The organism is Shinella oryzae (genome assembly GCF_023038235.1).
Lineage (GTDB): Bacteria > Pseudomonadota > Alphaproteobacteria > Rhizobiales > Rhizobiaceae > Shinella > Shinella sumterensis.
Map to the genome: position 1 here is coordinate 1,559,389 of NZ_CP081988.1, position 21,806 is coordinate 1,581,194.

The window sequence follows — 21,806 nt, forward strand, 5'->3', positions numbered from 1 at the left end:
GGGCCGACGTCGCCATGGTTCGCAAAGCACCAGATCCAAGGGACCTCTCAATCCCTTGTCCCGAACTTTCGCAGCATGCCCGCCACTGCTGAAAACACTACGATCAGGGCGCCGTAGCCGAGGGTTGTTGGCGTGAGGCCGAAGGCGCCGACGCATAGGCCGGCCAATAGGGTGGGCAGTCCGAAAGCGAGATAGCTCAACGTGAACAGGGCGGCGAAGAGTTCTCCGCGCTCATCCGGGCGAACGACCGGGACGATCGACCGCAGCACGCCGTAAAAGCAGGTGCCAAAACCTGTTCCGGCGATTGCAAGCGCGGCAAGGTAGGCCGGCAGCGATGACCAGGCAATTGCCGCAAGCGTCAGGGCGGTGCCGATGGCCAGCGCGGATGTCCCGTAAAGCGTGACCTGCCGCGAGGAGCTGCTGCGCGCGACATAACAAGCGATCGCGCCGGCGGCGCAGAGGAGCACGATCACGCCGGCTTGCGTTACATGATCCTTCGCGCCGAAGACATGCCGGACGATCGGGGCTCCAAGAGAGAGATAGAGGCCACCCGTCGCCCACCCGGCGATAACCGCCGGTGCGCTGCGCCAGAAAGCTTTAGCAGCGGTCTTCGGCACGCCGATGCGCGGACGAAGCGACGCCCAGACGCCTTCATGTCGCGGCGCTGTTTCGGTAATGAGCCAGATAACGGCGGCAAACAGCGCGTAGGCAGCCACCAACGCGCCGAACACATCCGCTTCCGCATGATCCGTCACATCCATCAAGATGCCCGCCAGCAGTGCGCCGACGGCGAGCCCGCCCAGTGGGATGACAGAGTTCCATATGGAGGCACTTCCCGGCTTGTCTTCCGGTTCAAGATCCACCACGGTGGCTGACAGAGCCGAGAGGAGCAATCCGGCTGCGATGCCCTGCAGCCCACGTGCGACGATCAATCCCGCGACGTCTCCCGCCTGCCAAAAGAGCAGCAGGCTCAGTGCCATCAGGACAAAACCTCCCGAAATCACCGGTCGCCGACCGATGTGGTCCGAGAGCGACCCGGTGACGAGCAGCGATATCAGCAACGCGACGGTATAGACGGCAAAGATTCCGGTCAGCGTCGCGGCTGAAAAGCCCATCTCCTGCTGAAGCGCGGGATAAAATGGCGAGGGCGCACTGGCGCCGGCCATCATCACGGCCATGCCGGCAAGCGTGATGCGGAAGCCGGCCGAACTGCGGAGCGGTAAGGCGAACGTCATATCGGTTACGGTATACCTGATTGGTTCGAATAAATTCGAACCAATCGCTACTATCATTTCCGCAAAGGTTCAACTAAAATCGAACCATGGCCTCTGATGTCACCGATCTCCCACATCCTGCTCGGTCTGATATGCAACTGACCGACGTGCTTTTTGCGTTGAGTGACCCCGAGCGCCTGGCGATCGTTCGCCAGCTCGCTGGGGGCCCCCTAGATATGGCACAATGCCATCTCTCCGACCCTGCGATACCCAAGTCGACGAAATCGCACCTGATGAAGGTGCTGCGTGAGGCGGGTGTCATTCGCAACGAGCCACTGGGGCGTGGTCGTCGGCTTAGCCTCCGACATGACGATCTGGAGGCGCGATTTCCTGGATTGCTCGGCGCGGTGTTGTCTGCCAGCGCCAGGGTCTAAGACGTTTTCGTCGGCATATGGTCAACGGTAGCTGGGCTGACGGGATTGCCGCAGGTGGGCGCAGACCATCCGGCTTGCGACGAATATCAGTTTTTGCCGTCCGGAGCCTTTACACCCACCATCCACGCAATGGTGTTCATCGGTGACTTAACAGCTGCCGATGTGTCCGAGAGAGGAGAAGGTCACACGCAGTTTTGAAGGAGGCAGTTGGGACACCGGATCGGCAGTCAGGGGAATTTTCATGACGCGCGTCGGGCGGTCGATGATTGCTTAGCACTGCTCGAAGTGCTCGGGCAGATCGCGCCTGCACCTTCAACCGTTGCGAATAAGGCGCGGTCGTCGAACCGGTTGGATGGAAGCCGAAATCACGCCTCCGCGCCCAAGCGACTTAGCCTGATAAAGAGCCGTATCGGCAGATCGCAAAGCTGCATCGCAGTCTACTCCTGCAGAGTTAACCTCGCTCACCCCAAACGACGCTCCAATAGTCGCCTGGCAGTCGAGCAGCCGCATTGGTCTTGAGAGGGAAAGCGACAATCTTTGGCATGCGAGGTTGGCGTCCCGGAGTGAGAGGCCCGGCATGAAGATGGCGAATTCGTCGCCACCCAGCCGGAAGAGCCGGTCGCATGGGCGAACGCCCGACCGGAGGCGAGCAGCGACGGTTTTTAGCACCTCGTCGCCTGCAGCGTGGCCATGCAGGTCGTTGACGGCTTTGAAGCCGTCGAGATCAAGGCAGGCAACGACGAGTGAACCCTCTCGGGAAAGCGCATCGAACTCACCTTGAAGCACCGAGCGGTTGGGAAGGCCCGTCAGGAAATCATGCGTGGCGGCATGGCGCATCTGCTGCTCTTGCCCGACAAGATTGCGAACGGCCGCTTGAGATATGCGCACAAAAGCCGCAGCTCCTGCCAAAAGAACGCCCACGACCGTGACGATGAGCGGAAGCGACTGATGAACGACGTTTGCAGCGGGTGTCGGCGGCCGCCATGACAGCGCCTCGACTTCTCCCTCTGGACTGACTGCAATTACAGCGCGGGCCCTGTCGGCGGCGACAGCGGCGAGCGGCGTGATCGTCGGATCGTCCAAAAGAAAGCGCTTGCCGAAGAACTCTTGAAGCGTGTCTCCGATCGGCATCGCGGTCACTAGGATAGGAGCGCGCGAGACCAGTGGTCGTGCCATTCCAAAGTCCGGTTGGAAGAGGCTTGCCGTTATGAGAACAGCTTCGTCACCGATTGCCTCTATATGGCTGACGGCAATGGGCGTCGGGATCCCGCCCTTCTTCGGACCATGTTGCTCCTGGTCGCGGACTTGGGCCACCAGCTTGCTGGCGTCCCGCATGAATGCATCGGTCCCCCTCGCAAAGAACCGAAGATTTTTTACGGTATCGTCCGTGCGCGCATAGATGACCGCATTATCCCGATCGAGGACCATCATTGAACGCGTACGGGAAGTCCCAATCAGCGACGCGCCGATGTTCCGGTCGGCCCACGCGCGATCGAAGCTGTTGTCTAGTTTGGCAATGGCTTCATCCCATATTGTCCAAGCGGTGAGCGAAAACTCCACGTCGCCAATCCACATTGCAACATTGCGCTCGACCAGGATCTCTTGTTGCCGACGAGCGTCGGCGTCAACGGTATCCACGGCATAATAAGGGATCGCTGCAAGCCCGGCGATAAGCATCGTCAGTCCCGCGAGAACGGGGGCGACGAGCTTCAGTTGGATGAATCGCACCGCCAAGCAGTCGTCCCTTCGGATGTTGGAATAGATCGTCCGGAGGCAGAGATACACGCGAGTGATTACGATCGCATTATTGACGCCGGCCGGGCCGCCCTGAACTTGCGATAAATAATCTGCACGAGCATTTTATAGTTTCCAGTTTATTGCCGGGTCCATTTTGCACCCGGGCAGGTTGAGTATCTCCTGTCAAGACATCAACACAACTTAAGATAGCATAAATAGCGGCGCTCGCGTGTGGCTCTTAAGGTGAGAGATGTGTCCGATGAACGCAGTTTGCGGTGCCAAGGCCTACCTACCAGAGTGAAGCCTTCCGGACAGCGCGCCACTTTTCGCCAGCACCTGCTTGTCGTTCGCCTCAGCGAGGGGGAATCGACTCCGTCTGCTGCTTTGCGATTATGACGTCCGAGTACACCCCAGTGCCGCGGCGGGCGCATTCTTCAGCGGCCTATACTGTTCTCCATGGTTGGAGGAACTGCAAATGGCCTATGAAGGCACCGCCTGGAAGCCTGACGGGTCTACTAATTAATGATAGCGGGAACTGGATCTGGAAATACGTTGCACCGACGCTGTCCCATCAGCGATGCCGTCGCGTTACAGCAAACTATGCACAGTGATGCGCATTTGCAGGGCTACGCTCCCGTTGCGGGTACGTGAGCACCTTGGTCTGCCCCAATTACGCCGGGCTTTAAGGGACGTCTCTGGCGAAAATCAACCCTGACCACGTTTCCAGGCAATGTGCTTTGGTCTACATGTTTCCCACTTTCTTCAACCGGCGCGATCTCGTTCGCGGTCGTTCTGGCAGCGGGCGTTGAACTGTCCAACGCGTCCATCGAGCGCAACTTTTGAAACATATGCGCTACCAGTTTTTGGTAGTAGGCGATAATCTTCTGGTGCTCGACGCGCGCAATGTAGAGTTCATTGAATCGTTGTGTCATGACGATTGCCTCCTGTTGAATTGACAATCCTGTGGCAGGTACAAGAGTTCCTGATGGGCATTTGTCATGGCTAACATTGTCTAACCAAGGCTAAGAGGCGATCTGCATGGAAGGGCCCTTTGGCCGCCAGATTCTCGATCACAATACAGCATTTTTCAGGCTACAACGGCTACGAGGTGCCGACGGCCGATGGTGCGATCTTCCAGATCATATAGGTTGCCGTCGACACAGGCATTGCGCAGGCGCCGATCGTCGAGACCGTTGATCTCGTGCGCACCAAGAGCCGCGCCTAGGCGGATAGCGGTCTTGAGCGCGACACGGATGATCCCTATACGATCCAGGCCATCGGCGACCTGGAGTTACGGCTTCATGCGGCACAGGCGCTGCTCGAAAAGGCAGGCCGCGCCATCGACCGTGCGATTGAAGACCCGAATGCGGAAACGGTCGCGGACGCCCAGATCGTCACTGCCGAGGCGAAGATCCTCTCGACGGAAATCGCCATCGCCGCAACCAACAAGCTTTTCGAGCTTGCCGGCACGTGCTCGACGCTCGCCTAGCACCACCGCGATCGCCATTCGCGCAACGCCCGCACGCATACGCTGCACGATCCGATGCGCTGGAAATACGCCAATCTTGGCAAATACTTCCTCAATGGCGAGAAGCCACCGCTCCACACCTGGAGCTGATCTGGTAGCTGGCGGTGCACCAAAAGGAGGCTCCGTCTCAGCCTCAGGGCCGGGTCGAACCCGAGCCGTTTCGCGACCAGCCGGTACAAGTCCGGCCGCGGCCATGCGCTCGCCGTGGATGACATGCCAGCAGAAGAACGCTCACCGTTTAGGTGCCGACCGGCCCGATTGTCCAAGGCTCGCCTCGCCAGTTATGCGTCCATGCTGATGGAGCACCAGCGCCACGGCCCCCATGACGGTATCGTCATTACCGAGGAACTTTCCGACGACGAAGCGTGGTCGCGGCATATCGGAGACCTGATCCGGCGGGGGTAGGGAGTGGCGTGCAAAGCTCTTCTCCAAGGGTTCTGTGAATGCCGTGCCGATCGTTGCCAGCTTGCCGACGATGACGAACAGCGGCGGGTTGAGGATGCTGGCGGTGATACCCATGCCCCAGCCGGCCTTTTCCGCGGCATCCTCGATAAGCCGGCTGTAGCCGAGGCGGCCTTCTCGAGCACGTTCGATGAACTGGTCGATGGTGACCGGCTGACCACCGAAAGCCTCGGCATGGCGCATCAGGTGATAGCCGCCGACGAAGGTTTGCAGGCAGCCGCGATTGCCGCAGCGGCAGAGGTCGCCATGGGTGTCAAGAACGATATGGCCGAATTCGGCAGCGCTGCCGTTGAAGCCGCGTTGGACGATGCCGTCGCGCACGATCGCGCCACCGACGCCAAGGTCGAACTTATAGAGCACAAAATCCTTCTCGCCGATCGCCGCGCCCCAGGTCATTTCGGCAAGGGCGCCGCAATGACTTTCGTTTTCGGCGTGTAGCGGGCAGTCCAGATGCCTGGAAAAAATTGCGGCAAGATCGACGCCGCCCCATGTCGGCAACACGTCGCCGTTCAGCACGCGCCCATCGTAGCTCAGTGGTGCCGAGATCGCGAGGCCGACGCCCAGGAGATCCTTGATGGTAAGACCGAGTGAGGCACATTCCCGCGTCAGGTTGGCCTCGACCTGTTCGGCCGCGTCTTCCGGAGTGTAGTCGCGGCGCATCTCGAACCAGACGTCGGAGAGCACGGTATGGGCGAGATCGCAGACGACGATGCGGATTTCGCCGAGGCCAAGCAGCACGCCGGCGCACCGCCCGGTGCCCGGATTGAGCGAGAGAAGTTGCGACGGCCGGCCGAAGCCGTTGCTCTTCGTATCCAGGTCGAGAACGATGCCGCCATCTTTCAGTTCCGAAAGAAGTGTCGAGACTGTGGAGCGCGCGAGGCCGGTGGATTTTACCAATTGCGTCGCCGTGGCGGCGCCGATAGCGGCAATGGCACGGACAATGCGTCCGGCCGGCGCTTCCTGATCCCTGAAAAGCTCTTTTACATCCTGCATATGCGAATCCCCCTCCCACGCGATTCTAGTTCAGACTCGCGATCGCAGCGCAATATTTTTCGCAGCAGAATTATGTTGCGCTGCAGTACGTCCTTTAAAGCCTATTTCCGCCATAAATATAGGGCGAAAGTGCCATATTTGCACTTGTTTATTTCGTTAACGAAAAAAGTAGTTGACAAAAGGGGGCGTGGTCGCGATTTTCGGAAGGCGGAGAGGACCGCTCTTAGGGAGGTTTTTATGAGGACGAAGAATGCTCTTATTGCCACGCTTTCTGTGCTGGCGATGACCGCAGGGCTTGGTGCGACTTCGGCCGCTGCTGAAGAATTGAAGATCTGGACCCTGACTTTCGACAATGACTCCGCCAACGTTGCATGGCAGAAGATCATCAAGGAATTCCAGGCCGCCAACCCGGACATCACCATTTCGCTCGAAAACCGCTCCGTCGACGAACATAAGTCGGCGTTACGCGTAGCGGCGCAGTCGAGCCAAGGGCCGGATATCTATTTCATGTGGGCGGGCCTAGGCCTCGGCGGTGAATTCGTTAATGCCGGCCTGTCGCAGCCGCTCGACAAATATTACGACCAGTACGGCTGGGATAAGCGTCTGGTCGGAACCGCTGGCGGCTTCTCGAAGATCTATGAAGGCGGCCGCCATGGCGTGCCCTACACCTTCCACGGCGAAGCGCTCTATTACAATAAGGCGCTGTTCGAAAAGGCCGGCATCACCCAATTGCCGACGACCTATGACGAGCTGAACGCCGATGCGGCCAAGCTGAAGGAAGCCGGCATTCCGGCCATGACTTTCGGCGGTACGGTCAACTGGCACCTGATGCGCCTCATGGACGTTATTCTGGAAGCCAAGTGCGGTGCGGAGAAGCATGATGCGCTGATGGCGATGAAGGTCGATTGGTCGACAGAGGCCTGCACCACCGCGGGCTTCCAGGAACTGAACGACTGGTCGCAGAACTATATCCTGTCACCCTTCATGGGGATCGACAATTCTCAGAGCTTCAACTTGTTCCTGGCTGGCCGCGCCGCCATGATGCTTGAGGGTGATTGGCTGGTGAGCCAACTGCGCAACGAAAACCGTCTTGCGGATTTCGATCTCTTCCCGATCCCGACCGGAACCGATCGTCTCTATGGCTTTGCCGAATATCTCTACGTCTCGTCGAAGAGCAGCAAGACGGATGCGGCGGCGAAATTCCTCGACTATATGCTCTCCGACAAGGTGCAGCAGGACAATCTCGGCGCCTTCGGCTCGATCTCGATCAATGCGAACGTGAAGTACGACAAGATCGATCCGCTCGACCAGAAGTGGATGGATATCTTCGCCAAGTACGACAAGATCTACATGAACGGGGATCAGGCTTTCCCGCTTGATGTGACCACGGAATATTTCCGCGTCATCAACGAGGTGGCGTCCGGCAACATCAAGCCCGAAGATGCGGGCAAGGCCATGCAGGCCTTCATCGCCAACCGAGGCTAGCCTCCTCCCAAGGCGAGACCCCGTGCGCTTGCTCGGCGGCCTCGCGTGACCCGGTGATCCTATGTCCAGAGCGCGCGTATCGTTGCGGCCGAGCATGCAGGGCTACGTCCTGCTCGCTCCCGCCCTGATCGTCTATCTTCTCTTTGCCGTCTATCCGATGATCGACGTCATCAGGATGTCGTTCTCCTCGTGGAACGGCTTGAGCCCGCAGGCGAAGTTCGTCGGGCTTGCCAATTACCGGGCAGTCATGACGCAGGACCCGGTGTTCTGGGGCGCGCTCTGGAACACGCTGATCTGGACGACGACCGCCGTCATCGTTCCAAACCTGATTGCCTTCGGCGTCGCACTCGCGCTCAACCAGAATATTCCAGGCCGCTCCGGGCTTCGCATCGTCTTCTACCTGCCGGTCATCATCGCGTCCATCGCCGTCGCGACCATCTGGAAGTGGATGTACGACCCATTCTTCGGCCTGTTCAACGGGTTGCTGACGAGCTGGGGCCTGACCGGCTGGATCATGGACTGGCTGGGGGACAAGAAGATCGCGCTGTGGTCCGTATTCGTTGCGCATGTCTGGCAGTCCGTCGGCTTTTCCATGGTGCTGTTCCTGGCCGGTCTGCAAAGCGTTTCCACGACGCTGATCGAAGCCGCCCGCATCGATGGGGCCGGGCGCTGGGGCGTGTTCCGCTACGTGACGCTGCCGGCATTGGTGCCGACCATAACGGTCGTCTTCGTGCTGTCGCTGATCAATTCGCTGAAGGCCTTCGACATCGTCTACGGCATGACCGGCGGTGGGCCTGCGCAATCGACGCAGATGCTGGCGATGTGGGCCTATACCCAATCCATGCAGCTCGGGGTTTTCGGGCGGGGTGCCGCCGTTTCCGTGGTGCTGCTCCTGATCACGCTGGTTGTCGTGATCCCTTACATGCGCTGGATGTTCAAGCGCGAGGATATGGGACGATGAAGATGTTTTCCCAGGCGTTCCGCCCTGTCGGCTCCAACAAGGTCGATCCTGTGCTCGTCGCTCTCTGGATCGCCTTAATCCTGCTTGCGATCATCTGGATCACGCCGTTCGTGTTCATCGTCTTCACGTCGCTGAAATCGAACTCGACGGTGATGGGATCGAGTGCCTTCAGTCCGCCGACCGAGCTTGCCTTCGCCAATTTCGTCTCGGCCTGGAACCGCGGCAATTTTTCGACGACCGCCTTCAACGGCATCGTCATCACCTTCATCAAGGTGCCGCTCGGCCTGTTCGTTTCCGCCATGGCCGCCTATGCGCTCGCCAAGGTGCCTATGCGCATGAACAAGGCGCTGTTCGCGCTCTTCGTGTTCGGCACCATGCTGCCTTTCCAGGTCATGCTCGCGCCGATCTTCCGGCAGGTGAATGCCTTCGGCCTGATCAATACCTATCCGGGTATCATCCTGCCATATCTCGCCTTCGGCATTCCCTATCAGGTCTTCATTCTCTACGGCTTCTTCTCTGCCGTGCCGAAGGAACTGTCGGAAGCGGCCCGCATCGACGGAGCCTCGCATTTCACGATCTTCCGGCGGATTTTCCTGCCGGTGTCGCTACCGGTGCTTTCGGCGCTGCTGATCCTGGACTTTGTCGCGACCTGGAATGAATTCGCCATGGCCTTGGTGATCCTGCAGGACCCGCGCATGTGGACCCTTCCGCTCGGGCTCATGAATTTCCAGAGCCAGTTTCAGAGCGATTACGGCCAGCTCAATGCGGCCATCATCATGACGGTGCTTCCCGCAGCGCTCGTCTATCTCATGTTCCAACGGTATTTCGTCTCCGGCCTGACTTCCGGGGCGGTCAAGGAATGATCATGACCCATCTGTACGATATTTTCGAAGCCCGCTTCAAAGGCCCGGCCGACGGCAATCCCTATCTCGACGTGACGTTTCATGCCCATTTCAGCCAGGGCAACCGCAAGGTCCGCGTCACGGGTTTTCATGATGGCGGCGAGGATTACGTCATCCGCTTCATGCCCGACACGATGGGCGACTGGACCTTTACGACCACGTCTTCTCTTGCTGAGCTTGACGGCAAGTCCGGTTCGCTGACGGTCACGGCAGCGCACGAAGGCGTGCATGGCGCCGTGCGCGTGCGCAACAAGTTTCATTTCGCCTATGACGACGGCACGCCCTACTATCCCTTCGGCACCACCTGCTATGCCTGGACGCATCAGCCACTGGAGATGCAGGAGCGTACGCTTGCGAGCCTCGAGATGAGCGGTTTCAACAAGATTCGCATGGCGGTTTTTCCGAAGGATTACCCCTTCAACACGAACGAGCCGCTGCAGCCAATCTTCATGGAAAAGGCGGATGGCAGCATCGATTTCGATCGCCCGAACCCGGCCGCCTTCGCCCATCTGGAGAAACAGATCGCTCGTCTTGGCGAACTGGGCATCGAAGCCGACCTGATCCTCTTCCATCCTTACGACCGTTGGGGCTATGCCAACATGACGGAGGCGCAGAACCTGCGCTATGTGGAATATGCGGCCGCCCGACTTTCCGCTTTCCGCAACATCTGGTGGGCGCTCGCCAACGAATACGACTTCCTGCTCGACACCATCCCAGTCCAGACCTGGGATCGCTTCTGCCATATCCTGGAAGAAAACGACCCCGTCCAGCATCTCCGGTCGATCCACAACGGCGACCAGCACATGAATTTCGACCATCGCAAGCCGTGGATTACTCATGTCTGCATACAGAACTGGGATGTGAAGCGCACGCCGGAATGGCGCGTTGCCTATGGCAAGCCTGTCGTCAATGACGAGCCGGAATATGAAGGCAACATCTGGCCGAGCTGGGGCAACATCACGGCGCAGGAGCTCGTCCATCGTTTCTGGACGACAGTCTTGCGCGGCGGCTATGCCGGTCACGGCGAAACCTATGCCGATCCGGATGATCTGATCTGGTGGGCCAAGGGCGGGACGCTGCATGGCGAAAGCTGGAAGCGCATCAAGTTCCTCCTTGGACTCCTGCAGGAGGATCAGCTCGAAGGGCTGGAGCCGATGGGCATGAACGACCAGTGGCCCTGGAGCCGCATTTCCGGTGCACGGGATCTCGGCGGCACGGTGGATTTCATCTATTTCGGAGAGCACCAGCCGAACCAGTGGACGACCGGCCTTCCGACCGAAGACGGCAATTACGAGATCGACCTGATCGACACCTGGAACATGACGGTGACGCCGGCAAAGCGCATCACCGCCCACATCCCCCATCCGCAGCGTCACGGCAACATTGTTCGCGGCGGCAAGGCGGAAGCGGCATTCGGCATCGAACTGCCAGGCCGCCCGAACCTTGCGCTGCGCATCCGCAAATTCGACTGAGGTAATCCCGATGGCAACCGTCGAAATCTCCAATCTGAAGAAGGCCTATGGCGCCGTGGCAGTCATGCATGGCGTGGATGTCCCGATCAAGGATGGTGAATTCGTCATCCTTGTCGGGCCCTCCGGTTGTGGCAAATCCACGCTTCTGCGGATGATCGCCGGGCTGGAAAGCGTCACTGCGGGCGAGATCAGCATCGATGGCCGGCGCGTCAATGAGCTGGAGCCGAAGGACCGCGACATTGCCATGGTCTTCCAGAACTATGCGCTCTATCCGCAGATGACGGTGGCCCAGAACATGGGGTTTGCCCTGGAGCTTGCCGGTCGATCGAAGGCTGACATCAAGGCGGAAGTCGATAGGGCGGCGGATATCCTGTCGCTGACGCATCTGCTCGATCGCAAGCCGGCCCAGCTTTCCGGCGGCCAGCGCCAGCGCGTCGCCATGGGCCGCGCCATCGTGCGCCATCCCAAGGTCTTCCTTTTCGACGAGCCCTTGTCGAACCTGGATGCCAAGTTGCGCGTGAAGATGCGGGCCGAGATCAAGGCGCTGCACCAGCGCCTGAAATCGACGATCATCTATGTCACCCATGACCAGATCGAGGCCATGACCATGGCCGACAAGATCGTCGTCATGAATGGCGGCCGCGTCGAGCAGATCGGCTCGCCGCTGGAGCTCTACGACCGCCCGGAAAACCTGTTCGTCGCCACCTTCATGGGAAGCCCGGCGATGAACATCCTGCCGGCGCAGGTCAACGAGGCCGGCATCGCGGTCGCCGGCGTTGTGGCGCTGCCGGGCAAGCTGGATGTTGCGGTTGGAACCGAGATTTCCTACGGCATCCGTCCTGATGATATAGTCATCGGCGGCGAGGGGGCAGTTCCGGTGGAGGTTCAGGTCGTCGAGCCGACCGGCGCCGAAACTCATGTCACGGCAAAGCTTGCCGGTGTGGACATCACGATCGTCTCGAAGGAGCGGCTGACGTTCAAGCCGGGCGAGATGTTGGGGGTGAGCCTGGCTTCGCCGCGCTCGCATGTTTTCGAAACGGCAAGCGGCAAGCGGATCAGATTGCAAAGAGACGCGGAATAGATCCGGTTATGGTTTCGGCTAGGCTCAGGACCCATTGATTTGAAATAGTTTTGATTCAGACCGGTGTATTTGGCTTGCAGACGAGCAAATGCGCCCAATGACCTTCCTCTTCGCCGCCGCTCTCGCTGCAACGTTATCGTCTGGCTCTGGTCAGCGAGTCCCGAGCCTAGAAAGAGGCTGCCGCAGCCATGCCCGGATGTTGCCCTCCGTCTTGTTCCAGATAGACGCGCCGGCGTCTTGGCGGAGCGAGGTCGAGGAGAGAGGTGAGAGACGAGCGGAGCCGTTCAGATGCCGTCGTTTCGGCGGGCACCGGGGGGTCCATTTCGAGAAATGACTCATCGCGCACGAAGTGTTCACCGGTCAGCGCGAAATAGAGCACCAGACCGAGGCTGTAGAGGTCGCTGTCCGGGGTGACGGTGCCGCCATGGACCATTTCCGGACTGGCCCAACTCATTTTGCCCAGGAACAGATTTTCCTCATCCGGAAGCGTAGCGCCACCGTTATTGCGCGAGAGGCCGAAGTCGATCAGCTGGATGCGGGTAAAGCCCGCATCGGCGTACATGATGTTGTCAGGCGCGATGTCCAGGTGGACGATACCGGAGTGCCGGAGACAGGCGAGTACATCGAGCATCTCCCCGAGCAGCTTGCAGCATTCGTCCACGGGAAGGGGGCCATTTTCGCGTATGCGCTGTGACAGCGTGCCACCGGAAAGATAAGGCAGCAGCAACGCCTGGCGGCCGTCTTCCGCCGTAATGAGGCGTTCACACGAAAGAATGTTGGAATGGCTGACCATCGACTGGATCTCGGCTTCACGCCGCATCAGCTCGAAGTAGAACGGCATGGCGGAGAAACCGGGCTGCAAGGTCTTCAACGCGAAGGCCTGCCCGGACTGTTCGTCCCGAACCCGGTGGACGAAGCAAAGCCCGCCAATGCCAATCTCCTCTTCGATCCAGTAGCGTTCGGCGACACGGGCACCGGGATAGACCATGCGCGGCAGCATGGTGTCGTCCGTGAAGAACGGGCTTGCCGTCGTGTCGGGTGCGCAGGAGGCGCGTGTGCTTCCATCGCTCCGTTCCGTCAGCCGCGCAAGCTTGACGGCGGTTGCGCGGGCCAGGTCCATGGCATTGGAAAAGCGCGTGTTCCGCATCACGTCACCGTCTCCCAGTCGCGCCTGGCCTCTTCAGGCTTGGGTAGAGCTTCGGCGGTATCGATGACGACGGCGGTAATGTTGTCGGTCGCGCCCGCGATCAGGGCGGATTCCAGCAAGGCGCGCAGAACATGTTCAGGTGATCCTTCCTGCACAAGCGTGCAGATTTCGTCGATTGGCAACATCTTGCTAATGCCGTCTGTGACGAGCAGGAAGCGGTCGCCATGGCGGATCGAGCCGAGCCGCACGTCCGGCTCCAGCCATTCGCCCCAACCCACTGCTTTGGTGAGGTAACCCTGTGCATCGCTGTGGTCGGCGGTGATGCAGGTCAACGTTTCATCACGCAGGTGATAAATGCGGCTGTCGCCCGCCCAGACCAGGGCATAACGGTCCCCGTCCAATAGAAGGACAGCAAGCGTGGAGGCGACGAGCATATCGGGTCCGAGCGTGCTGGCGCGTCGAAGGCACCGATCATGCGCCGACTGGACGGCGCGCAACACGGCCTTGAGCTTGTCCTGAAACCCGAGATGGGCCGGGACCGATGCGATTGCCTCGATGACGGCACGGCTTGCGAAATCACCCTCCGCATGCCCGCCCGCACCATCCGCCACGCAATAGACTTGCCTCAAATCATCGGAAAGCCAGGCATCCTGGTTCTGCTCGCGGGTGGTGCCGACATGGCTGCGGCCCTCGCCACGCCCCTGGATCGCTTCAGGCACGCGCTTCTCCAGCGCGTCTGGTGGTGAAAGCGCCTCGGCGGCGATCGGCTTGGCGATGCGCCAGCTCCATTTGTTCCAGCGTCCATCGAGCAGCGCGCAGAACTTCACCGGCTCGGGGATGCCGGGCGAAAACAGGAGGCTTGCCTCCACCCGGTCCGAGCCGCTGGTCCACCACAGTGAAAAGTCGGCGTGCTCGCCGGAAAACAGCTTGTCGAGGATGACCGTGTAGGCACGGTCGATGCCGGCGCCGGGCGTGATCGCCATGCTCGTCGGCGTTGCCATTTGCTCTTCCTGTCGTTCGTACTCCGGAATGCCGTGTGCGGTGACGGCCGCCTCGAAGGCCTCAAGATCCACGCCGTCCTCCAATGTGGACAAGGCCAGCCTTTCGAGCCCCTGGAACCACCGGTTTGCCGAGCGAAACAGCCGCGATGGCGCATGGCAGGCAGGCAGGGGAGTGACCAGAGCAAGTGGATAATAACGCCCGACCTTGTCGACGCTCGGCATCAGAACGCCTGCCACCGGATCGTCTCCGCAAAGGCCGCGCGCCATGATGAAGCGCCACAGCGGCGCCGTCAGATAGAGATCCAGCCACTCGTCACCGAGGTTTTTCCGGCTTTCGGAGAGCGACCGGTCCAGCCATTCTTCAAACGTGGCGCGCAGCCCCGCGTCGAGATTCCGGCTCACGAAGTCGCCGCGCGACGCAATCTTGCCGAAGAAGCCAAGCTGAGGGCTTTGCGCCATCATGTCACAACAACTCCGGGCAGGCGAAGGACCGTATGGCCTCAAGCGTAAAGGGGCTTCTCACAGTGCCGGTCTCGACCATGTACGTGGCCCGGCGTCCGCCGGCGCCAACAGCAAGCTGGAAGCTGCTCTTGTCGACCGGCGTCACTTCGCCCGCGTCGATCATGCGGAAGAGCGCCCAGGGGCCCGTCTTCGTCAGCGCCGTGCCGGGGCGTGGTGGCTGAAACGCGATGCGGACACGACGATCCCCTTCCTCGCCCGGCCAGCTTGCGGAATAACTCCGGCGTGGCCCGTGCGAATAGGTGATGTCGGTACCCGCGACATCGAAGACGACGGAGGTGGAGCGGCCATCCAGGTCGGTCGGCGTCACGTCGATCGTGATGTTCGGCGTCTGGGAGCCGAGGCCGAAGAACGTGTCGCGGATTTCGGCCGCGCGTTCGAACTGTGCGAGCGCATCCGATGCGATCGGTTTGCCGCCGGAGGCGCTGCGCCAGCTCCACGGCGTCGTCGTGGTGTCGACCAGGCTGGCAAGATTCTCCTTGAAGAAGCCGTCGAAGACACCATCGGGCGCGAAAAGCTGGATGAAGTCGTTGAGCGCAACGTCCGTCTGGGATTGCCGATCGAACGGATAGCGCGATGCTATGGCATTGACACACACCGGAAGCCCGCGGTTTTTCCAGAGCGCGGAAACGTTTTCCCGCGCACCGTCCGCCGAGATCAACGAAATGCCTGCGCCGAGATTGGCCATCCAGCCACCGACCGGCGCCGGCATGCGCCGGGATTCGGCAAGCAGGTTCTGGACCGATTCATTGAGGCTGCCGTCGATGGCGAAGATTTCCTTTGCTTCCGCCGATGCGGATGCGGCGCGGCTGACCTGCGTATACACTTGGCCGACAAGCGCATTGACGTCGCCATAGGGAGAACGACCATCCTTGTCCTTCGCAACGAACGGGCGAAGATCCGCATAGGGTGAGGGGAGCCGCTGCTGCTCGTGCGCTTGCGCGTCGACCGCCACGGCAGGCAATGTGGCGGGCGTTCCCGCTTTTGCGGAGGCGACGGCGATGTTGCGTTCGCTTTCCGGCCGGAGATCCGTTGCCTCTGCAATCGCCGTGGCGAGCGTGCGCAGCGGGTTGTCGGCTTCAGCCAGGATGGACAGGGCGCTGGCGGCGTCCGAGAGATCACGGAAATCACGAATCTGCAAATCGCCGATATAGGTGCGCCATGTCGCCTCGAATTCCTGACGATAGAGCTGCATGACCTGCTCTGAGAGATCGGCCGGCACCTCCGGTCCCTGGCCGCCATAGACCCATGCATTCTCCTCGTAGCGACGGTTCAGCGTTTCAAGTGCCGGCAGCACGACGTCGCGATATCCGTCGCGGGTGTACACGCCCGGTATGCCGTTGCTCAAGGGCTCGCCGCTTGCCCGTTTCAGGACCGCCTGGCCGGCGGCGCTGACATGGTCGGAAAAGCGCCAGGCGGGTAGCGACCGGGCGGCGATATCCTGCGTCACGCTGTGCAGGACCTGTTCGACGACAGGCTGCTTGCGCAGCACCTCGCGACCCTCATCAATCACCACGTCGTTCAGGGTCAGCGGCTCGATCGTGCCCGAAACGAGGTTCGCGAAATGCCGGTTGAGATCCTCACGCAGGGCAGCCTGTGCCTCGCCGGGGAAGCCGGCCGCGAACTCGGCAGCCATCCACTGTTCTGCGAAGGTCGCATCCATCGGGCCAAGGGAGCCAAGCATGGAATAGACCTTCAGCGTCGGGAAGAGTTGTGCAGGGTCGGCCTTGCGCTCCTCGATGCGGTCCTGAAGATAGACGGCAACACGCGGCAGAAGATAGCGGTTGAGCGCCTTGCGATAGAGCACGGTCGACTGGCTGCGGATTTTGGGTTCCTGGTTGAGACCGAGGCTTGCCACTTCATAAGGCTGGTGTTCGGCAAATCCGTCCGGCGCGGTCTCAAGCCGGTTGAGTGCTGGCACGACCGAGCGGAAATCCGCATCCGCAACGTTTTGCGTTGCGACGCTTCGGCCCAGCTCATCATATTCGGCGAGCCGCCGTTCGGTTTCGGCCATGGCTTTCGTGTTGGCGAGATAGGCATAGCTCCAGGCGCCAAACACGCCGATGAGAAGCGTTGCAGCCAGCGCGATGCTCGCCTGCTGGAAGCGCCGGCGTCGACGGAAGGCGGCGGGATCCATGTTCACCAGCGCGGCTTCCTTGAACACCACCTCGCGCAGCAAACGTGCGATGAAGTAGCTTTTCGCCTCGTTGTCGTTGTCCGCTTTGGGCTGTACGAGCTGGTTGGAAGCGACACGGTTCCGCACGGCATCAAAATCCGCGCCATCCTGCGTGGCGGAGGCGAAATAGATACCGCGGAAGCGCGGCGGCTTCTGACCCTTGGCCGTCAGGCAGATTTCGCCGACCAGCTCGGCAAGCGCGGCCTTCATGTAGGCCACCTCACTCGGGAAATTGAAGATGGTCCCCCTGCGGTCACGGTCGGGCTCCTGCTGCAGGCGCTCGAGCACGAGACCGTTCAACCGTTCGAGCAGCAGGTCGTATTCCGTCGAGAAGAGGTCGCTCACCGCATTGCCATCCACGAGGGCGTCAAGGGGAAAGGTCATGCCCCAGACCTGCTCGCGGTCGTATTGGTCGTAAACGTCGAAGAAATCTGCAAACCCCGGTACCGTGTCCATCTTCGTGATCATCAGGTAGACCGGCACCTGGAGGTTGAAGGCCTCGTTGAGTTCGTTGATGCGACGGCGGATGGTGCGCGCTTCACGCAGGCGATCACGGGCATTGCCCGCTCGCAGGCACTCCACCGAGACGGTGACGATCGCGCCGTTGATGGGTTGCAGCGGGCGGTGTTTCTTCAGCATCGCGAGGAAGGCCTGCCAGCCTTCGCGGTCGGCGGCGCCATCGCCTTCCTGTGTCGTGTAACGGCCGGCACTGTCGATCAGGATCGCCTCTTCGGCAAACCACCAGTCGCAGTGGCGCGTGCCGCCAACGCCGCGTACAAAGATGTCCTCGGCTTCTTCGCTCATGACCGGAAATTTGAGGCCGGAATTGACAAGCGCCGTGCTTTTGCCGGTTCCCGGTGCGCCGATCACCATGTACCAGGGCATGTCATAGACGTAGGATCGGCCATTGCTTGAAACGCGCCGCATCGTCTTCAGGGCATCGCGCAGACGTCCCTGCAATTCGCGGGCCTCGGCGGCGGCGCCGGGACGTGCGTGCGCCTCGCCCTCTGCCAGAGCGGTGACGTCCTCCGCCATCGCCTTTTCTGCGCGCCGGCGCTTGATGAGGACATAGCCGATATAGCTCAGCCAGCCCGCAGCAACCAAGCCGATCAAGCAGAGACGGGCAAAGGCGGTTTCCAGAGGCCGGAATTCGCCAAAGGCGAGGCTTGGGCCATAGAAACAAGCCACCACGCCAAGTGCTATCGCCCAAACCAGGGACCAGAGGACCGGCCCGCGGACAAAATGCGTGTAGCTCGAGACATAGGACTGGAGCGTATAGAAGTAGCTCAACGGATTGAACATCGCGGCGATCTCCTACTGCTGTGTCTGCTGTTCGGCGGCACCGCCCGGCGTGTCGTCTTCCTGCGCAGGCTTAGCGCTGTCGACGTGCTGCCAGGACACGAAGATTTCCGTGCGCCGGTTGGCGGCCCGGCCCTCCGCCGTGTCGTTGGACTGGAGCGGTTCGGTATCGGCCCGGCCATCGCTCGTGACCCGGTTGCCCGGCAGATGCTGGCGCATGATCTCGGCGACCACGTCGGCCCGGCCCTTCGACAGATCAAAATTGGACGGGAAGCGGATATTGCGGCGGATCGGCACGTTGTCGGTATGACCGGTGACCGCAGCGCTATAACCCCTCTTCGCGCTTTCCGCCGCGATGCGTTCGATCAACGGCTTGAATTCGTCTGATAGCGTCGCAGAGCCGGAATCGAACAGGCTGCCCGTTACGATGCGGATCAGCGCGCCGTTGGGCTTCTCGGTGAGGGTGAGCGTCTTGGCGTCGATTTCGGGCTGGAGGAAGGCGCGGATTTCGGCGGCGCGGTCGATCTGCGGCTCCGCTTTCTCTACCTTTACAACGTCCACCGGCCGCTCGATGAGGGCGAGCGAGGCTGCCGTCTTTGGTCCAAGCATCGCCAGTTTCGCCAGCGTATCGTCGGAGCGGATGTTGAGCGCAAGCGTGAAACCGAAGAAGCCGAGCGCGAGCAGCAGCGCCAGGGCGCCGGCGGTCGCATAGAGCAGCATGGACGGACGCGGCGGGCGGTGTTCGGCGTTGACGCCACGCCAATGCGGCGAGATTTCCCGCTCGAGTTCACCGAAGAGCGCGCGCAGTGTGCGATAGAGGCCTTCGCGAATGCGCTGGAGTTCGAGATGCCCTTGCGGCGAGACGCGCATGCGGCCCTCGAAGCCGAGCGACAGGCAGAGATACATCAGATAGAGCAGGTCGCGGTTGGTGCCGGCATCCTTGTGCAGATAAGCCAGCAGATCGAAGAACCGCTCGCCGCCCGTAACATCCATGTGGAAGGTCGGGACGAGACCGTTGCGCGACCACTCGCTCGAAGCGCCCCAGCTTTTGGAAAGGACGATATCGTCAAGCGTTGCGCAAACCGAATAGTGGGCGATGCGGGCCTGCTCAATCGGCACCTGGGAGCTCGCCAGGCGGCGCTCGTAGTCGCGCAGGCTGGCGATGGCCTGCTGGCGAAGCGATGCGGGATTGACGGGCCGGGTGCTTATCGCGATGCGGCTTGCGAGGTTGAGCAGCGGCACGGCAGCGCCGACGACGAGCGGAAGGCGCTTGCCGAAAAAGGTCGGCACCCGCAGGTCCGGCGTTTCGAAGCTCGCGACCGTGGGCGTCTGGACGTGTGTCTCGTCGGCAGCCCTCGCGCTCGCCGCGCCGTCCTCGGCAAACAGCGGCGTGTTCGCGCGGCTGCCGCCGGGCCGTGGCCGGATCAGGGTGGGTTCGTCGGAAACGTTGCGCCGAGCGGTCTGAACCATCTCGTCTCTCCCTTTCTATCAGCCCTTGATGGCCCAAAGCTCCATCTCGAGGCCGGGGAATTCTCCATTGAGGTGCAGCGCGATCGCGCCCGAGTTTTCGAGGTACTTCCAGTGCTGGCCGGTCGTATCGAGCTGGAAGTAGAGTGTCCCTTGCCGGTAGGGGATCTGGCGGGGAGCGACGGCCAATGGACGCACCTCCACGCCGGGCAATGCAACATTGACCAGTTCGGAAATCTTCTCCACCGCTCCGATCTTCACCTGGTAGGGCAGCGAGCGTTGCAGGCGCTCGACGGGCATGTCGGCGCGCACGGCAAGCACGAAATCCGCCGATTTCAGCAGCGCCTTGTTGGAAATGACGCCAACGCGCACGCCATGACGGCGTTCTTCCAGCGTGATGGCCACCGCCGACTGTTCGAGCACGGCCGACAGGGCTGCCCGCAGTTCGGTGAAGACGGCAGAAAAGCTCTGTTGCAGGTCATCATGACGATAAACCGGAAAGGTCGATGGCCGGCGCGATTGCCGGGTGAAGATTGCCAGCTCGCCCGCAAAGGTCAGGCAGATGCGGTAGAATTCTTCCGGATGAATGACGCCCGCCTGGCTTTCGATGTGGCGCAACAGGGGCTCGTTGCGGTTCAGGCATTCGAGAAGCAGGAAATCCGCGATCTCCGCCGTCCCGCGCACCGAGGGGTCGCTGATCCGCTGGGCGACGGCATCCGCCCGATGCGCGATAAGCCCGACAAGTTCGGTGACATAGGCGAGGATGGGGCTCTGCACGCGGCAGTTCATCGAGGGGGCTACATATCCCTCATCGAGGATAACGGCGAGGTCGGAACGGACCTCGGAAATGCGCACCAGCCCGACGCGTTCGAGGCCAGCAAGCGGATCGCTTGCCCGGCGCAATTTCAACAGCGGCCGGGCGACCTCGATGTCGGCGGCGATGAAGCTGTCATCGTTGGTATCCTGCGGATTGTAGAGGGCGCGTGTATAGCGTAGGTCCCGGCCCTGGCCGTTGCCGCGATTGTGCGTGTTGGAGATTTCCTTTTCGCCGGCCTTCCGGCTGGGCAGTGCCAGATAGATGATGTCGCCATTGTGCTCCGGCGTGACGTCGATCGCATCGGGAAGGTCGGCGTCACCTGGTGCGTCGATAGCCGTGCCGTCCGGCAGGATGGCGCGCACGGACGACAGCTCGATCCGCCCCGTCGAGAGTGCTTCATGGTTAAGCCGGAAGTCGATCAGGCCCCAGGGAAATGGCCTGAGGTCGCGCGTGGCGCTCTGCACCAGCCGTTCCGTCCACCGGTCGGCCTGCTGAAAATGCTGGGTCCTGAGGAACATGCCCTCCGCCCAGACGACGCGATTGTTCTGATACATGCGAGCCCCTTTTCCTTGTCAGGCCTTGCGGGCGGAAATCGACGAGCGGGCGACGGAGACATTCACGGTGTCGTCGTGTCCGACCTGCGTCGTCGCCCGCCAGCTGGCCTGGTCGATGTTCTGGAATCCGGCGATCACGCCGACATAGGACTGTTCCGCGGCGGTCGAGAGCGTGACCTCCTTCGTTTCGCCGGGGCGAAGGAAGACACGGTCGCTGCCCACGAGGTTGGCGCCAAGCGCCGTCGTTGCATTTTCGGCGAGCTGGAAGTAGTCGGCCTGCTGGAAAGCGCCGATGCCCGACAGCACGAAGACCGAGACTGCGATGGGCGAGGCGCGGCCCGCCTCGTTCGGATTGACGTTGCCCGCGGCGCTGACACGCACACGAACCGTGCCCGGCCCCTTTTCTTCCCCGGGTTTGCTGCTCGTCGTCGAGCAGGCGCTCAGGACGAGACCAACGGTACCGAGGCCCGTAAGCCGCAACAGATTGCGGCGATCAAGCAGGCGGTCATTGAAAGGCGATGCAGTGTTCAAGGTCTATCCTCCAACGGGGCAATGAA

The 21,806-nt window shown here is 61.1% G+C and carries 16 protein-coding genes and 2 pseudogenes; 8 read left to right on the top strand and 10 right to left on the bottom strand.

Annotation, left to right across the window (positions count from 1 at the left end; translation table 11 throughout):
• Positions 1 to 47: 47 nt before the first annotated feature.
• Positions 48 to 1,235, bottom strand: a complete 1,188-nt coding sequence (locus K6301_RS23485; protein ID WP_247221237.1) for an MFS transporter — start codon at positions 1,233 to 1,235, stop codon at positions 48 to 50.
• Positions 1,236 to 1,321: 86 nt separating this feature from the next.
• Here K6301_RS23485 and K6301_RS23490 point away from each other — a divergent pair, with 86 nt between their 5' ends.
• A complete protein-coding gene (locus K6301_RS23490; RefSeq protein ID WP_134650286.1) occupies positions 1,322 to 1,648 on the top strand; it encodes an ArsR/SmtB family transcription factor in 327 nt (108 codons plus the stop codon).
• 204 nt (positions 1,649 to 1,852) lie between these two features.
• Positions 1,853 to 1,945, top strand: a pseudogene (locus tag K6301_RS23495) (3'-5' exonuclease); the annotation flags it as partial.
• A gap of 15 nt (positions 1,946 to 1,960) precedes the next feature.
• Here K6301_RS23495 and K6301_RS23500 read toward each other — a convergent pair.
• Together K6301_RS23500 and K6301_RS23505 are read right to left on the bottom strand one after the other, a co-directional pair.
• A complete protein-coding gene (locus K6301_RS23500) occupies positions 1,961 to 3,325 on the bottom strand; it encodes a diguanylate cyclase domain-containing protein (protein WP_247221239.1) in 1,365 nt (454 codons plus the stop codon).
• A gap of 686 nt (positions 3,326 to 4,011) precedes the next feature.
• On the bottom strand, positions 4,012 to 4,317 hold the full coding sequence (locus K6301_RS23505; protein ID WP_247221240.1) for a hypothetical protein: 306 nt from the start codon (positions 4,315 to 4,317) through the stop codon (positions 4,012 to 4,014).
• 158 nt (positions 4,318 to 4,475) lie between these two features.
• Between K6301_RS23505 and K6301_RS23510 the strand changes: the two are divergent.
• Positions 4,476 to 5,003, top strand: a pseudogene (locus K6301_RS23510) (acyl-CoA dehydrogenase family protein); the annotation flags it as partial.
• Positions 5,004 to 5,144: 141 nt separating this feature from the next.
• On the opposite strand, the gene K6301_RS23515 reads toward K6301_RS23510, so the two are convergent.
• Positions 5,145 to 6,368 (bottom strand): ROK family protein, encoded by a 1,224-nt coding sequence (locus K6301_RS23515; protein WP_247221241.1) that lies wholly within the window; start codon positions 6,366 to 6,368, stop codon positions 5,145 to 5,147.
• 237 nt (positions 6,369 to 6,605) lie between these two features.
• On the opposite strand from K6301_RS23515, the gene K6301_RS23520 reads away from it, so the two are divergent.
• The 5 genes from K6301_RS23520 to K6301_RS23540 all read left to right on the top strand — a co-directional run bounded on the left by K6301_RS23520 (position 6,606) and on the right by K6301_RS23540 (position 12,269).
• Positions 6,606 to 7,853, top strand: a complete 1,248-nt coding sequence (locus K6301_RS23520) for an ABC transporter substrate-binding protein (RefSeq protein WP_247221242.1) — start codon at positions 6,606 to 6,608, stop codon at positions 7,851 to 7,853.
• Positions 7,854 to 7,914: 61 nt separating this feature from the next.
• Positions 7,915 to 8,814, top strand: a complete 900-nt coding sequence (locus K6301_RS23525) for a carbohydrate ABC transporter permease (protein ID WP_247221243.1) — start codon at positions 7,915 to 7,917, stop codon at positions 8,812 to 8,814.
• Entirely contained in the window at positions 8,811 to 9,677 is an 867-nt protein-coding gene (locus tag K6301_RS23530) for a carbohydrate ABC transporter permease (RefSeq protein WP_247221244.1), read from the top strand. Before K6301_RS23525 ends, K6301_RS23530 begins: the two co-directional genes overlap by 4 nt.
• A gap of 2 nt (positions 9,678 to 9,679) precedes the next feature.
• Complete coding sequence (locus tag K6301_RS23535) at positions 9,680 to 11,188, top strand: apiosidase-like domain-containing protein (RefSeq protein WP_247221245.1); 1,509 nt, start codon at positions 9,680 to 9,682, stop codon at positions 11,186 to 11,188.
• A 10-nt stretch (positions 11,189 to 11,198) separates the two neighbouring features.
• The gene (locus tag K6301_RS23540; RefSeq protein WP_247221247.1) at positions 11,199 to 12,269 is read left to right on the top strand and encodes an ABC transporter ATP-binding protein; all 1,071 of its coding nucleotides are present in this window, start codon (positions 11,199 to 11,201) and stop codon (positions 12,267 to 12,269) included.
• Between the two features lie 166 nt (positions 12,270 to 12,435).
• Here the strand turns inward: K6301_RS23540 and K6301_RS23545 are convergent, their stop codons facing one another.
• From K6301_RS23545 to tssJ, 6 genes are read right to left on the bottom strand one after another with little or no spacing between them, the layout of a single operon-like run.
• Entirely contained in the window at positions 12,436 to 13,416 is a 981-nt protein-coding gene (locus K6301_RS23545) for a serine/threonine protein kinase (protein ID WP_247221248.1), read from the bottom strand.
• Complete coding sequence (gene tagF / locus K6301_RS23550) at positions 13,416 to 14,879, bottom strand: type VI secretion system-associated protein TagF (protein WP_247221249.1); 1,464 nt, start codon at positions 14,877 to 14,879, stop codon at positions 13,416 to 13,418. Before tagF ends, K6301_RS23545 begins: the two co-directional genes overlap by 1 nt.
• A gap of 1 nt (position 14,880) precedes the next feature.
• The gene (gene tssM, locus K6301_RS23555) at positions 14,881 to 18,414 is read right to left on the bottom strand and encodes a type VI secretion system membrane subunit TssM (RefSeq protein ID WP_247221250.1); all 3,534 of its coding nucleotides are present in this window, start codon (positions 18,412 to 18,414) and stop codon (positions 14,881 to 14,883) included.
• A gap of 12 nt (positions 18,415 to 18,426) precedes the next feature.
• On the bottom strand, positions 18,427 to 19,881 hold the full coding sequence (tssL, locus tag K6301_RS23560; protein ID WP_247221251.1) for a type VI secretion system protein TssL, long form: 1,455 nt from the start codon (positions 19,879 to 19,881) through the stop codon (positions 18,427 to 18,429).
• Positions 19,882 to 19,899: 18 nt separating this feature from the next.
• Complete coding sequence (gene tssK / locus K6301_RS23565) at positions 19,900 to 21,249, bottom strand: type VI secretion system baseplate subunit TssK (protein ID WP_247221252.1); 1,350 nt, start codon at positions 21,247 to 21,249, stop codon at positions 19,900 to 19,902.
• Between the two features lie 18 nt (positions 21,250 to 21,267).
• Positions 21,268 to 21,780: a type VI secretion system lipoprotein TssJ gene (gene tssJ, locus K6301_RS23570; protein WP_247221253.1), complete on the bottom strand. Its 513-nt coding sequence runs from the start codon at positions 21,778 to 21,780 to the stop codon at positions 21,268 to 21,270.
• Positions 21,781 to 21,806 lie beyond the last annotated feature (26 nt).